This window comes from Lentibacillus sp. JNUCC-1 (genome assembly GCF_009741735.1).
In the GTDB taxonomy this organism is placed as follows: Bacteria; Bacillota; Bacilli; order Bacillales; family Amphibacillaceae; genus Lentibacillus_B.
Map to the genome: position 1 here is coordinate 201,898 of NZ_WHOH01000003.1, position 13,360 is coordinate 215,257.

The window sequence follows — 13,360 nt, forward strand, 5'->3', positions numbered from 1 at the left end:
TGACAGCATATCTAAAAGGAGTTTCCAATGGCTAAACAGACCACACCTGTTCAAAAAAATGACCGACTGACCCTTAATATAGAAGACCTGACCCATGAAGGAAACGGCGTTGGCAAAATTGATGGCTATCCATTGTTTATCCCGTACGCCCTTCCAGGTGAAAAAGTAAATGTGCACGTCGTCAAAGTTAAGAAAAATTTTGGTTTTGGCAAGCTGCTTGACGTTCTGGAAGCAAGTCCTGACCGGGTAGAACCACCTTGCAATGTGTTTTACAAATGCGGTGGCTGTCAAATTCAGCATATGAGCTATCCGATGCAGCTCGACATGAAGCATAATCAGGTTAAAAATGTCATGAAAAAGATCGCTCACCTTGAACATGTGCCCGTTCACCCGGTTATCGGCATGGAAGATCCGTGGCGCTATCGCAATAAGGTCGCGATTCCGGTGGGAGAACATGAGGATGAGCTCATCACTGGGTTTTACCGCATGCGCAGCCACGATATCATTACCGATATGGATACTTGTGTTGTCCAGGACGAGGTAAATGATCGGATGATTGAAGCGGTTAGACGCATTGCTGACAGTCTCGGTATTTCTGCTTACGATGAAAAGACAGATCGTGGTGTACTGCGGCATATTATGGTGCGAACCGGGCAGGCCACAAGCGAAACAATGATCGTTTTAATTACCCGTACGGAAAAGTTGCCTCACCAGGATAAGCTCATCAAGGAATTGACTGAAACCTATCCTCATGTCAAATCGATTGCTCATAACATCAACAACAAGCGAACGAATGTGATTATGGGCAAAAAGACGCATGTCATCTGGGGCGAGGAATATATTTATGATACGATTGGCGACATCCGGTTTGCCATTTCCGCCAAGTCATTTTATCAAGTCAATCCTACTCAGACGAAAAATTTATACGACAAAGCACTGGAGTACGCTCAGGTCGGGCATAAGGATATCGTGATCGACGCCTACTGCGGGATCGGTACCATTGCATTGTTTCTGGCTCAGTCTGCCAAAAAAGTTTACGGTGTTGATGTCGTTTCCGAAGCTATCAGTGATGCCAAGAAAAACGCACACCTGAATCACATTGATAACGCAGAATTTTACGTGGGCGAAGCAGAAAAAGTGATGCCTTGGTGGCAGGCACAAGGTTTGAAACCGGATGTAATTGTCGTGGATCCGCCTCGCAAAGGCTGTGACGAAGCATTGCTCGAGGCTATGACTACCATGAAACCGAAACGTATCGTCTACGTATCCTGCAACCCATCAACATTGGCAAGAGACCTGCGAATACTAGAGGATGGCGGCTATGAAACCAAAGAAGTACAGCCGGTGGACATGTTCCCACAGAGCATGCACATTGAATGTGTAACAAAACTTGAGATAAAATAACAAAAGATAGTTCGACATCATTCGGGGGTGACAGGCACCTTATGGAAAAGAATAATTTTTGGGCTGATTTGCCGCGGCCGTTTTTTGTGTTGGCGCCGATGGAGGATGTGACACATGTGGTTTTCCGTCATGTGGTAAGTGCGGCAGCGCGGCCTGATGTGTTTTTTACGGAGTTTACAAATACAGAGAGTTTCTGCCATCCGGAAGGGATCTTCAGTGTGCGTGGTCGTCTGACCTTCACTGAGGATGAGCAGCCCATGGTTGCTCATATTTGGGGAGACAAGCCCGAACACTTCCGTGAAATGAGCATTGGTATGGCAGAGCAAGGGTTTAAAGGACTGGATATCAATATGGGGTGCCCTGTGCCAAACGTTGCTACTAAGGGGAAGGGCAGTGGTCTGATCCGGCGCCCGGATGTCGCTGCAGAGATTATCCAGGCAGCAAAAGCTGGTGGCCTGCCCGTTAGTGTGAAGACACGCCTTGGTTATACAAGTTTGGATGAATGGCGGGATTGGCTGACACACTTATTCAAACAAGACATCGCCAACCTGTCCATCCATCTGCGTACCCGAAAAGAAATGAGTAATTATGAAGCACATTGGGAGCTGATTCCTGAGATTAAAAAGTTGCGTGATGAAGTCGCGCCTGACACGCTGCTTACAATCAATGGAGATATCCCTGACCGTCAAACCGGCTTAGAGCTTGTGAATCAGTACGGCGTCGACGGCGTGATGATTGGCCGGGGGATTTTTAAAAATCCATTTGCCTTTGAAAGAGAACCGAAAGAGCACAGCAGTGATGAACTCCTGGGTCTTTTAAGGCTGCAGCTTGACCTCCACGACCAGTATTCCGAATTAGAACCACGTCCGTTCAAGCCTTTACGCCGCTTTTTTAAGATTTATGTGCGTGGATTTCGTGGCGCAAGCGAACTGAGGAACCAGTTGATGGATACTGAGTCTACAGATGAAGTGCGTGAGTTGCTCGACAGCTTTGAATAAAAGTCATATCATTCACGACCCTAAATTAAAGAACATACACTTAACAATAAAACACTCTCGACAGGATTCGACATAGTTCGGGAAGTGACAGGCACCATATCGACCCCGGTTTTCTCTTAAGAGGAAGCTGGGGTTTTAGTTGGTTTAAATATGAGGGGTGTGATATTGTATTATTGTGAAAATAATGTAATCATCATGCGTTAAAAAACGGTGAAGGAGCAGGGGGATGAACATTCGCGGTGGCAGGGCTGGTCTTAATTCTGTGAGTTTTGCTGGAGACAATTATTATGTGATTTCTAGATTGAAAAAAGGACAGGTTGTAACTAAGAAAAAAAAGATCAAGAAATATGAAAACAAACTAACCAGTATCATTGATGGTATTCCTTTTGTTCGCTCGCTCTCACTAATGCTTCGGTTCTTGCTAACAACCTGGAAAGTCTATTTGTTTGGTTTCCTGTTTATTATTCTAAGTTCCCTTCTGTTTAAGGGAAGCAGGGACCCTATTACGACGATTATAATCCAGATTAACGATTATATTGTGCTAATATTCCTCGTGATCGGTGTGGGGTTGGTCTTTAAAGTAACCTCTATTGCAAAATATCATGCTGCTGAACATATGGTGGCTAATGCTTATGTGGTGGATTCCGATCTGACAGTTGATAAAGTTAGAGTTCAGCCTAGAACACATAATCATTGTGGGACTAATCTGGTTGTCACAATTCTTTTCTTACTCGCTATCCTTCACATGTTCTTTGGCAGTACACGATGGATTTATTTGGGAGCTTGGGTGGTTGGATATGAAATTTGGAGATTTGAACCTAAATTCATATGGACTGTTATTCTGGCGATTAGCAAGACTGCACAATACATACTTTTTACATCCCCTCCGAGTGACAAGCACATTGTTGTTGCGATGGCAGCTATGCAGGGACTTGAGAAGGCAGAATTGAAAAATGATTAACGGTTCCCTTTATACATACACCAGTTAATTCAACATCTTATGTTATAATAATTATACAATCTTACAAGCGAGAGGTGAGTTAAATGGAAAGAAAAATAACTAAGATTGGCAATAGCTATGGGATCACTTTGCCGAAGCAATTGCTCAAGGAAGCCAATATGAATTATGGGGATCAATTACAAATGAAAGTGAAAGATGGTGACATCGTTCTTTCAAAGAAAAAAGAGGTCAAACTTCCAGAAGGGTTAAGTGAGGACTTTTTTGAGGTGCTGGAGCGGAATACACAGAAGCACAAATCGACAATAGAGGATCTCGTTGACAGATGACGAGATATTTGACGTATACAGAAATTGCAGCTATCAACCAATACACCATCCAGAAATTCAGCCCGTCCGAACAAATCGGAATTCATTCACCGGGTTTGCTGGATTCTGCTGTACACCGACCTCAACAATCCGCTTTCGGTAAAGATGCGTATAACACCATCTTTGAAAAAGCAGCCGCGTTGTTTGAATCAGTCGCACAAAATCACGCTTTTCACAATGGTAACAAGCGGACTGCCTTTCTATCCCTCACACAATTTCTCTTCTATAATGGCTATGATTTTGCAATGGAAACGCCAAAGAAACAAGCTGATTTTACTGTGGATGTTGTCAATAAACACTACACGACTACACAATTGGTGACTACAATTGAGGCGTATAGCTCACCCTTATGAAGTTCTCATTACACCCATGAGCATATAAGTAACCGTTTTCATGAGAGAATGCTACACTAAAGGTGGTAAATATTTACCTTAGAGAGCTTTTTAAAAGCAGAGAGGGGAAATTTATATTGGGTAAGTTAGACGGCAAAGTCGCATTGGTGACAGGTGCAGGAACAGGACTTGGACGTGCGATAGCCATTACCTTTGCGAAAGAAGGCGCAACAGTCGTCTTAAATGGAAGACGCGAAGACAAATTGCGTGAGGTTGAAAAGGAAATTGGTGACCACGCGATTGTGATTCCTGCCGATATGGCCGATGAAGCTGGTGTTAAAGGCTTGGTGGAAAAGCTTCAGACACAAACAAACGGTAAGTTGGATATTCTGGTCAATAATGCCGGTGGCGTTAATGCGATGGGCAAGGTTGACGAGATGACACTTGAGCAGTGGAAAAAGATGCTTGATCTGAATCTGTTCACCCAAGTTCTGGCAACTCGAGAGCTTCTGCCTATCTTGCGTGAAAGCAAGAGCGGTAAATTGATCTCTGTCACTTCAGGTATGGTTAACTTCTTCATGGAAGGTATGGGTGCTTATTCGGCAACCAAAGCCGCTGCTGAAAAAATGATGAAGACCGTGGCTGAGGAAGAAAAAGATACAGGCGTACAGGTTAATATGTTTGATCCGTTAAATGCGATATCAGAGGGGAACCCGCAAGGCCAATACGATCCGATGGATATTGTCGGAGTGTTGGTGGACTTAGCGGCTGCTCCTGGTGTGGAAAAACACGGTGAAATCATTAAGCCTGAAGTTTAAATAGTAAGAGCCAGCCAATAAGTCATGTGACTTGTTGGCTGGCTTTTTTAGCATGGTTAGGCATCGTTTAATATTTCACTAAGAACGGATAACAAGCGTGCCATATCCGTGCTTGTGCCAATGGTGATGCGCAGGTAATCTTTGGTTCTCGGTTTGTTGAAGTGTCTTACAATGATGCCCCTTTTTTTCAATTCCTCATATAATCTTGCTCCTGCGAACGTTGGATGCTGTACGAACAGGAAGTTTGTTTGGGACGGCAGTACTTCAAACCCTAATGTTTTCAAACTTTGAGCAAACGATTCCCGCGTGTCTATGATCTTGCTCGTAGTGGTCTTGAAATAATCAACATCCTCTATAGCGGCTTCAGCTCCTGCAATGGCCAGACGGTCAATTGTATAAGAATTAAAGGAGTCTTTGATACGCATTAACCCTTCAATCAAGTCTGGATTTCCCATTGCAAAACCTATGCGCAGGCCTGCAAGCGATCTTGACTTGGACATCGTCTGGACGACTAGAAGGTTATCATACATTTTGATGAACGAAACAGCAGAAGCCGCTGCAAAATCAACATAGGCTTCATCAATAATGACAACTTGATCAGGATTGTTCTGCAAAATTGCTTCAACATCCTGCAATGATAAAAACACGCTGGTCGGAGCGTTCGGATTTGGAAAAATAACACCGCCTTTTGAATTGAAGAATGTATCTGGCCGCAAGCTGAAATCAGGATTTAAAGGGGCAGTTTCATAAGGTATATTAAATAATTTCGCATAGACGGGATAAAAGCTATAGGAAATTTCGGGAAATATAATCGGCTGATTTGGTTCAAAAAAGGCCATAAATGAAAAGGCGAGCACTTCATCTGAACCATTCCCAATAAACACGTTTTCTTTGTTCAAATGATGATAGGCAGCTATTTTCTCCCGCAGATGGTCAACTGTTGGAGATGGATAAAATTGCATTCCGTTTTGTACGGTTTCCTGTATTGCTTCAATCACTTTGGGTGACGGGGGATACGGGTTTTCATTTGTGTTTAATTTTAATATGTCGGATCGGTCAGGTTGTTCCCCGGGGATATAGGGTTCTGTGCGCCTGAGCACTTCACTCCAGTATTTAGTCACCCGGACCACCTTCTTTTTCGATATGGCGACGATAGAGTTCAGTTTTGATGTCGCTTGAGGAAACACCGAGCGCTTCCATTAACACGAGTGTATGATAAGTCAGGTCAGCGATTTCCCAAGTAACTTCTTGTCGATCATCATTTTTAGCCCCAATAATGACTTCGCTCGTTTCTTCACCGATCTTCTTCAGTATTTTATCGATTCCTTCACGAAACAGATAGCTTGTATAGGCGCCTTCTTTCGGGTTTTGGCGGCGGTCACGAATGTTCTGCGTGATTTGCGTCATGATATCTGCTGATGGAGAGTCGGTGGTATATAAGTTTTTATGAAAACAGGTATGTGCTCCGGTATGGCATGCTGGCCCATGTCGTTCAACTTGTACAAGCAAGGCATCGTTGTCGCAATCATAGCTTATATGTTTGACAGACTGCGTGTTACCGGATGACTCTCCTTTGAGCCATAGAACCTGTCTCGATCGGCTGAACAACCAAGTTTCGCCTGTTTCGAGCGTTTTATCCAGTGCAGCCTGATTCATATAGGCGAGTGTGAGCACACGACCATCTTGTACGTCTTGGATAATCGCAGGAATTAAGCCGTTTTGATTAAAATGAAGCTCGTCCATTGTCATGAAAGGGGCCTCCTTATTTCTACACCATTTGCTGTTAACGCGGTTTTTAATTCATGCATGTCTATTTCATTGTAGTGAAAAACAGAGGCTCCAAGTGCTGCATCTGCTCTTCCAGGCTGGAGCACTTCGACAAAATGGTCAATTGTACCGGCTCCTCCACTCGCGATGATGGGAATGCTGACACTGGCGGCGGTGGCTTCAATCAATTCTAGATCATAACCATTTTTAGCACCATCCTCATTAATGGCATTTAAGACAATCTCACCCGCTCCAAGGGCTTCACCTTTTTTGGCCCACTCGATAACATCCATTCCAGCTGGCTCCTGACCGCCGTTAATATAAACGTCCCACTGGCCTTCCTTCATTTTTTTGGCATCAATTGAAAGGACGACCCGCTGAGATCCAAATCGTTCAGCTGCTTCTTTGATCAAAGAAGGATTTCCTACAGCAGCACTGTTGATGGATACTTTATCAGCGCCTGCATCAAGCGCTTCTTGAATATTATTTAAAGAGCGGATGCCACCACCGATAGTAAACGGGATTGTGATGACCGCAGCGATTTGTTGTGCAACACTCAGAAAAGTTGGCCGGGAATCGGTCGAAGCGGTAATATCATAAAAAACCAATTCATCTGCTCCTGCATCATTATACCGTTTGGCTGATGACACGGGGTCTGCCACATCCGTAATATCTAGGAACTTTTTTCCTTTTACAACCCTTCCATTGTCTACGTCAAGACACGGGATAATCCGTTTAACTGCCATAGGTTATACCTCCAATAATTTTTTGAGTGTCGTGGTGCCATCGTAAAGCGCTCTCCCGACAATTGCCCCGTATAAACCCATTTGACGCAAGGCGCGTATATCGTCTTCAGTTGTAACGCCCCCCGAGGCGATTATGTCAACGTCGACTGTGCTTTGGATGGCTTCGAGTTCTGTGAGATTGGGACCTTCCAGCATCCCGTCCTTGGATATGTCTGTATATATGACGGTTTGAACGCCAAGGTCTCGCAGCTTCTTGACAAAGTCCAAAGCGCGGACATCACTTGTTTCCGTCCAGCCTTCTGTTGCCATATAACCATTGCGTGCATCAATTGAGACGGCGATACGTGCCCCGTATCTGTCGCCTGCTGTTTTTAACAGGTGATCATCCTGAAGCGCGGCAGTTCCTAGAATAACGCGGTCAACGCCGGCATTTATATACGCATTTATCTGGGCTTGTGTGCGAATACCGCCTCCGACCTGGATTGGAATCGAGATTTGTTTAGCAATGTCTGTAATCAGGTTTTCGTTGACAGCTTGCGCGTTTTTCGCCCCATCTAAGTCAACAATATGGAGATACGCAGCATTTTCACGTTCCCATGTTTTTGCCATTTCAACGGGTGAGTCACTATATATTCTTTCTTGGTTATAATCACCTTGAATCAAGCGAACGCATTTGCCGTTTCGTATATCAATCGCTGGAAATAATATCATAGAATCATCCCTTTTTAATGTGTTTCAGATCATCCCTTTTGTACTTGGGATACCTTCAATACGACCTTTGATACTGGTTGCTTCATCAAGTGCTCGACCAAATCCCTTAAAAATTGATTCGATCATGTGATGGGTGTTATGGCCATAGGAGAGGGTGATGTGGAGTGTGACCTTCGCATGGCTTGTAAATCCGCGGAAAAATTCTTCCACCAATTCTGTGTCAAATTGGCCGGCTTTATCTTTTAAACCATCGACATGATAGACAAGGTAAGGGCGTCCGCTTATATCAAGGGATACCGTGGAAAGGGCTTCATCCATTGGAGTCGTAACACTGGCATACCTGGTAATGCCGTTTTTATCCCCTAAGGCTTCTGCAAATGCTTGTCCTAGAAGGATCCCAATATCCTCAACGGTATGATGCTGGTCGACTTCAAGATCGCCTTCGCAAAAAAGGGACAGATCAAATAATCCATGCTTGGTCATAAGAATGAGCATATGGTCAAAAAAACCAACGCCAGAGTTTATGTCAGCTTTGCCTTCACCGTCAATTGCCCAGTTCAATCGTATAGCTGTTTCTGAGGTGTTACGACTTTTCTTTGCTTGTCTCAAAACGTTCATCCTTTCTGATTTGAATGGCATTGGCATGAGCGGTCAGCTGCTCAGAACGGGCCAACGTGGTAATCATGTCTGCGGCCTGAAGCAAGGCGGTTTCGCTATATTGAATGATGCTCGATTTTTTCACAAAATCATACACCCCGAGTGGGGAAGAAAATTTAGCTGTCCCTGATGTTGGCAATGTATGATTGGGGCCTGCAAAGTAATCTCCTAAAGCCTCAGGAGAATAGTTTCCAAGAAATATCGCCCCTGCATGTTCTACGGCTTCTGTATATTTATGAGGGTCATCGATCATGAGCTGCAAATGTTCGGGGGCCAGGTCATTTACGATATTAATAGCCTCATCCATATTGTCGGCGATTATGATTGCCCCGTGACGCTCAAGTGACGTTTCGATAATCGCTTGCCGCTCCAGTTGTGCGGTTTGTTTTAAAATTTCTTTTTGAATCGCTTCTGCCGTTGCGAGAGATGTTGTGATGCAGATCGCTGCGGCGTCTTCATCGTGTTCTGCCTGTGATAGGAGATCGGCGGCGACAAAAGCTGGCGGGGCTGATGGTTCAGCAACAATACAAATTTCACTCGGCCCGGCAATCATATCGATGGCAACATCTCCATACACCCACTTCTTGGCACGAGCGACATACGCATTGCCCGGGCCGACAATTTTATAAACCTTTTCAACACTTTCGGTCCCATAAGCTAAGGCTGCAATTGCCTGGGCCCCGCCCAACTTGTAAATGGTTTTCACGCCTGCGAGATCAGCAGCTACGAGAACTTCGGGTGAGACCGAGCCGTTTTCGTCAGGTGGCGTTGTCATAACCAGATTTTTAACCCCGGCAATCTGCGCTGGAATAGCATTCATTAAAACAGTGGAGGGATAAGCTGCTTTTCCGCCGGGGACATACACACCGACTTTTTCAATCGGGGTTACCTTTTGGCCAAGCCACTTTTGATGTGTTTGTTCAAGAAACCATGACATTTCTTTTTGAGCTTCATGAAATGCTTTAATATGATCGCTTGCCGTTTTCAGGGCATGGATAAAATCTTTCGAAACATTGGTCCAGGCTGCTTCAATCTCTTTATCTGAAACCGTGAGCTGGTCCAAACGCGCGCCATCAAATTGCTCGGTTAAGGCAAATAAGGCTTGATCACCATCTGCTTGCACCTGACGAATGATGGTTAATACGGACTCATCCAATTGTTCATTTTGGTTCGACGTTTGACGAACCTTTTGCCGCTCAGCAAATTCTTTTCCACTAATAATCCTCATATATGCTCACTCCATCACCCTTTTGAGGTTGTTTATAAAAGTATGAATGTCTTTTGATTTTGTCGTAAAACTGGCCTTATTTACAATGAGTCGTGTACTGATCGCTTCTATCTGGTCCAGGACGACGAGGCCATTTTCTCGTAAAGTGGCTCCAGTTTCCATAATGTCGACGATGACATCAGACAGTCCGATTAAAGGGGCAAGCTCCACAGACCCGTTAAGTTTGATCAACTCAGCCGGAATGCCTTGTTTCTTAAAGTGTCTTTTAGCAACTTCAGGATATTTTGAAGCGATGACGACTTTGTTGTTTGAGTTAAGATCAGTATCTGGTTTTCCGGAAATAACAAATTGACATTCACCGAGTTTTAAATCCAGAATTTCGTATATATCAGCGCCTGCTTCAAGTATGTGGTCCTTGCCCGCTATGCCGATGTCTGCAGCTCCTTTTTCAACGTAAGTAGGAACGTCATCTGCTTTGACAAGGATCAATTTAACAGTATATTCCTGGTCAAAAAAGATTAACTTTCGATTGTTGGAAAGCAGATCTGGAAAAGTGTACCCCGCTTGTTCAAGAAAATTGATTGCATGTTCTGCTGTGCGTCCTTTGGCAAGCGCCAGTGTGATTTCATCCATTTATTCATCTCCAATTGCGATTTTTAACAGGCTCAGCAATTCTGATGCACTGGTGAAACGCTGGATCGTTTCTTTGCTGTAAAATTGATTGCCAGTTTGATAGAAATAAGCTGTGGTCGAACTGGAATCAGCTGGTCCTTCATGTTTTTCACCTAAGTGGGTGATCACCGAATACCCAGCGTTTCGTATGCAGCTGGCATATTTTAAAGCAGAGTTCTGTTGGCTTTGGCTATAGAATATGACCATATCTGTTTTTGAAGATGTATGGTCGATATGGGCATTATTTTGTTTCAGTGCTTTTAAGAGCCGATCGATTTCAAAGGCAAATCCTACAGCTGGAAGTGCTGTTCCGAACTGCTCTGCCAACTGGTCGTATCGGCCTCCCATCATAATCGGTTTGCCGTATCCGGCGACAAACCCTTGAAAGATCACGTCAGAATAATAATCCATGTTATTGATTAAGCCGAGATCGAAAACAACAGAATCCGTGACGTCGTATATCTCTAAAAGTGTGTATAAGGTGCTTAAATACTGTATTTTATCTTGCATGGCAGACGTTAAAGGGAGGCGCAAGACCTGTTTCAGCACATTTTGCGGATCGCCATATAGTAACGGGATAGCCTGCAAAATCTCCCTTGTGTCATTTGGAATGTTTAATTCAGACAGATAGGGCTGAATCTCGGCCAGGTTTTTTGATTGAATGATTGTTGTCAGGTGGTCTTTTTGATTGGGATTTAAATCAAGCTGTTTCATAACCACTTTTAAAAATCCTGCATGGCCTATTTCAACTTTAAAATCTTTAAAACCAAGATCCTTTAAAGCGTGAATAGCAAGGGCCATCACTTCAGCGTCCGTTTCGGGAGTCCCATTGCCAAAATGTTCAATTCCCGCTTGCAGGCGTTCTTTCAATTCCGCAGCTTCCTGATACTGACGAAAGACATTCAAAACATAAAACAAACGTGTTTCGGCTTGGAGCGATAATGCGTTCATACGGGTGATAGGGATGGTGACATCTGGCCTCATCACTAAGACCTCTCCTGATTGATCAATAACCTTAACCATGTTTTCTCGTTTAACCGTCCCGCTTACTGAATGGTATAAATCATAGTTTTCAAATGTTGACGTGCGTACCTGCTTGTAGCCATATGTTTGAAAACGATGTTTCAGTTTGGAGATCAGACCATAATAAGCTTGGAATTCGATCGATTCTGTTTCACGTGTGTTGTCAAATAAGTAGGGCTGCATAGGACGCCTCCTTTCACTTTATTACTTTATCACTTTAATTAGGTGAAGTTTTATAGTAGTATAATAGCCATATTGATTCATGTCAACACATCAGGAGGTTTTATTATGTTAGATTATCACATACACAGTCATTTTTCGGCTGATTGCGAAGCACCGATGGAAGCGGTGATTCAAGCTGCTATTGAAAAAGGACTCACAGAAATATGCTTCACCGAGCACATTGATTATGAGTATCCGGATCCATCCATCGTATTTGAATTCGATTTGAAACACTATGATCAGACGATCCGGCACTTTCAAAATATGTATGACGGCAGGATAAAAGTAAAAAAGGGAATAGAAATTGGTGTCCAACCTCATCTGCTGGAACGATATGAAACGTTAATGGAAGAGGAGGTCTTTGATTTTGTCATATGTTCCATGCACACAGTGGCTCGGCAAGATCTGCATTCGAAGGCTTTTTTTAAGGGGAAAACAATAGAAGAAGCACATGAGGTGTATTATGAAGAACTGCTGGATTGTGTCCGGCGTTTTAAAGGTTTCAATGTACTCGGTCATGTGGACTTGATTAAGCGCTATTCGGAACGGCCAAGTGAAAAGTCGTTTCAGCCTGTCATTCGTGATATTTTTAAAGAGATTATTGCTGATGGAAAAGGAATTGAATTAAATACATCGGGCACACGTTATGGGCTTAACAGTGGCATGCCGAGCTGCGATATTTTACAATTATATAAGGATAGTGGAGGCGAGATCATTACACTTGGTTCGGATGCGCATACCGAGAAAAACTTGGGGTATGATTTTCAGAACGCCCTTATTTTGTTAAGGGATATCGGATTTCGTTTTGTTGCATCTTTTGATGGTGGTGAGCCTGAATTTCATACGATTGAAAAGTTAATACAGCGTTGAACCTATGCTTATTTTGAGAAATTTAATAGGAAGGTGATGGTATGGCGGAACATACTTTTCGTTTGAAAGCAGATTGGCCGGGTGGCCGAAACAGTGTGGGGAGAATTGCGGCAGGGCATTTGCAGACGCAAATATCCATACCACCTGAAATGGACGGGCCTGGAGTCGGAACCAATCCTGATGAAATGTTGCTTGGCGCAGCGGCCACCTGTTATATCATTACTTTGGCTGCCATGATTGAACGCGCTGATTTGCCCCTTCAGGAAATGGAATTGCAGTCAGAGGGAATTGTCGACGTGACAAAAGGTGTCATCACATATAAACAGATCATTCACAAGCCTGTCATTGCTTTGACCAGTGCAGCTGGGGAACAAGATTATGTAAAACTAAATACTCTTATTGAAAAAGCAGAAGCCAATTGCATGATCTCTCGAGCTGTAAGAGGGAATGTGGATGTGTCCGTATCACCGACAATTCGATAGAGAGCCTATTGCTTTTTTCACGTTTTCATATATAATGAAATCGTTTGGTACACGATCCAAACCGTGGTTCGAAACCATCCCACGATAAAAAACTAGGGAGTGAA

The 13,360-nt window shown here is 43.7% G+C and carries 16 protein-coding genes and 1 riboswitch; of the genes, 8 read left to right on the top strand and 8 right to left on the bottom strand.

Annotation, left to right across the window (positions count from 1 at the left end):
• Nucleotides 1–27 precede the first annotated feature (27 nt).
• From rlmD to JNUCC1_RS11390, 6 genes are all read left to right on the top strand, one after another.
• Entirely contained in the window at nt 28–1,404 is a 1,377-nt protein-coding gene (gene rlmD / locus JNUCC1_RS11365) for a 23S rRNA (uracil(1939)-C(5))-methyltransferase RlmD (RefSeq protein ID WP_156645622.1), read from the top strand.
• 41 nt (nt 1,405–1,445) lie between these two features.
• On the top strand, nt 1,446–2,402 hold the full coding sequence (locus tag JNUCC1_RS11370; RefSeq protein WP_156645623.1) for a tRNA dihydrouridine synthase: 957 nt from the start codon (nt 1,446–1,448) through the stop codon (nt 2,400–2,402).
• Nucleotides 2,403–2,628: 226 nt separating this feature from the next.
• Nucleotides 2,629–3,363: a DUF1385 domain-containing protein gene (locus tag JNUCC1_RS11375; protein ID WP_156645624.1), complete on the top strand. Its 735-nt coding sequence runs from the start codon at nt 2,629–2,631 to the stop codon at nt 3,361–3,363.
• Between the two features lie 83 nt (nt 3,364–3,446).
• Nucleotides 3,447–3,689, top strand: a complete 243-nt coding sequence (locus JNUCC1_RS11380) for an AbrB/MazE/SpoVT family DNA-binding domain-containing protein (RefSeq protein ID WP_156645625.1) — start codon at nt 3,447–3,449, stop codon at nt 3,687–3,689.
• On the top strand, nt 3,686–4,081 hold the full coding sequence (locus JNUCC1_RS11385) for a type II toxin-antitoxin system death-on-curing family toxin (RefSeq protein WP_156645626.1): 396 nt from the start codon (nt 3,686–3,688) through the stop codon (nt 4,079–4,081). Before JNUCC1_RS11380 ends, JNUCC1_RS11385 begins: the two co-directional genes overlap by 4 nt.
• Nucleotides 4,082–4,197: 116 nt before the next feature.
• The gene (locus tag JNUCC1_RS11390) at nt 4,198–4,878 is read left to right on the top strand and encodes an SDR family NAD(P)-dependent oxidoreductase (protein WP_156645627.1); all 681 of its coding nucleotides are present in this window, start codon (nt 4,198–4,200) and stop codon (nt 4,876–4,878) included.
• A 56-nt stretch (nt 4,879–4,934) separates the two neighbouring features.
• On the opposite strand, the gene hisC is transcribed toward JNUCC1_RS11390, so the two are convergent.
• The 8 genes from hisC to hisZ are packed head-to-tail and all read right to left on the bottom strand — an operon-like array spanning nt 4,935 to nt 11,865.
• Complete coding sequence (gene hisC, locus JNUCC1_RS11395; protein ID WP_331713762.1) at nt 4,935–5,999, bottom strand: histidinol-phosphate transaminase; 1,065 nt, start codon at nt 5,997–5,999, stop codon at nt 4,935–4,937.
• Nucleotides 5,992–6,627 (bottom strand): bifunctional phosphoribosyl-AMP cyclohydrolase/phosphoribosyl-ATP diphosphatase HisIE, encoded by a 636-nt coding sequence (hisIE, locus tag JNUCC1_RS11400; protein ID WP_156645628.1) that lies wholly within the window; start codon nt 6,625–6,627, stop codon nt 5,992–5,994. Before hisIE ends, hisC begins: the two co-directional genes overlap by 8 nt.
• Complete coding sequence (hisF, locus tag JNUCC1_RS11405; protein ID WP_156645629.1) at nt 6,624–7,391, bottom strand: imidazole glycerol phosphate synthase subunit HisF; 768 nt, start codon at nt 7,389–7,391, stop codon at nt 6,624–6,626. Before hisF ends, hisIE begins: the two co-directional genes overlap by 4 nt.
• Before the next feature lie 3 nt (nt 7,392–7,394).
• On the bottom strand, nt 7,395–8,102 hold the full coding sequence (hisA, locus tag JNUCC1_RS11410) for a 1-(5-phosphoribosyl)-5-[(5-phosphoribosylamino)methylideneamino]imidazole-4-carboxamide isomerase (protein WP_156645630.1): 708 nt from the start codon (nt 8,100–8,102) through the stop codon (nt 7,395–7,397).
• Nucleotides 8,103–8,126: 24 nt separating this feature from the next.
• A complete protein-coding gene (hisB, locus tag JNUCC1_RS11415) occupies nt 8,127–8,711 on the bottom strand; it encodes an imidazoleglycerol-phosphate dehydratase HisB (protein ID WP_156645631.1) in 585 nt (194 codons plus the stop codon).
• A complete protein-coding gene (gene hisD / locus JNUCC1_RS11420; protein ID WP_156645632.1) occupies nt 8,686–9,987 on the bottom strand; it encodes a histidinol dehydrogenase in 1,302 nt (433 codons plus the stop codon). Before hisD ends, hisB begins: the two co-directional genes overlap by 26 nt.
• 6 nt (nt 9,988–9,993) lie before the next feature.
• A complete protein-coding gene (hisG, locus tag JNUCC1_RS11425; protein ID WP_156645633.1) occupies nt 9,994–10,620 on the bottom strand; it encodes an ATP phosphoribosyltransferase in 627 nt (208 codons plus the stop codon).
• Nucleotides 10,621–11,865 (bottom strand): ATP phosphoribosyltransferase regulatory subunit, encoded by a 1,245-nt coding sequence (gene hisZ / locus JNUCC1_RS11430; RefSeq protein ID WP_156645634.1) that lies wholly within the window; start codon nt 11,863–11,865, stop codon nt 10,621–10,623.
• 105 nt (nt 11,866–11,970) lie between these two features.
• On the opposite strand from hisZ, the gene JNUCC1_RS11435 reads away from it, so the two are divergent.
• Both JNUCC1_RS11435 and JNUCC1_RS11440 read left to right on the top strand, forming a co-directional pair.
• On the top strand, nt 11,971–12,774 hold the full coding sequence (locus tag JNUCC1_RS11435; protein WP_156645635.1) for a histidinol-phosphatase HisJ family protein: 804 nt from the start codon (nt 11,971–11,973) through the stop codon (nt 12,772–12,774).
• Between the two features lie 41 nt (nt 12,775–12,815).
• Nucleotides 12,816–13,256 carry an OsmC family protein gene (locus JNUCC1_RS11440; protein WP_156645636.1) on the top strand — a complete coding sequence of 147 codons (441 nt, stop codon included), beginning with the start codon at nt 12,816–12,818 and terminating at the stop codon, nt 13,254–13,256.
• A 57-nt stretch (nt 13,257–13,313) separates the two neighbouring features.
• A riboswitch (PreQ1 riboswitch) is annotated at nt 13,314–13,358 on the top strand.
• Nucleotides 13,359–13,360: the final 2 nt, after the last annotated feature.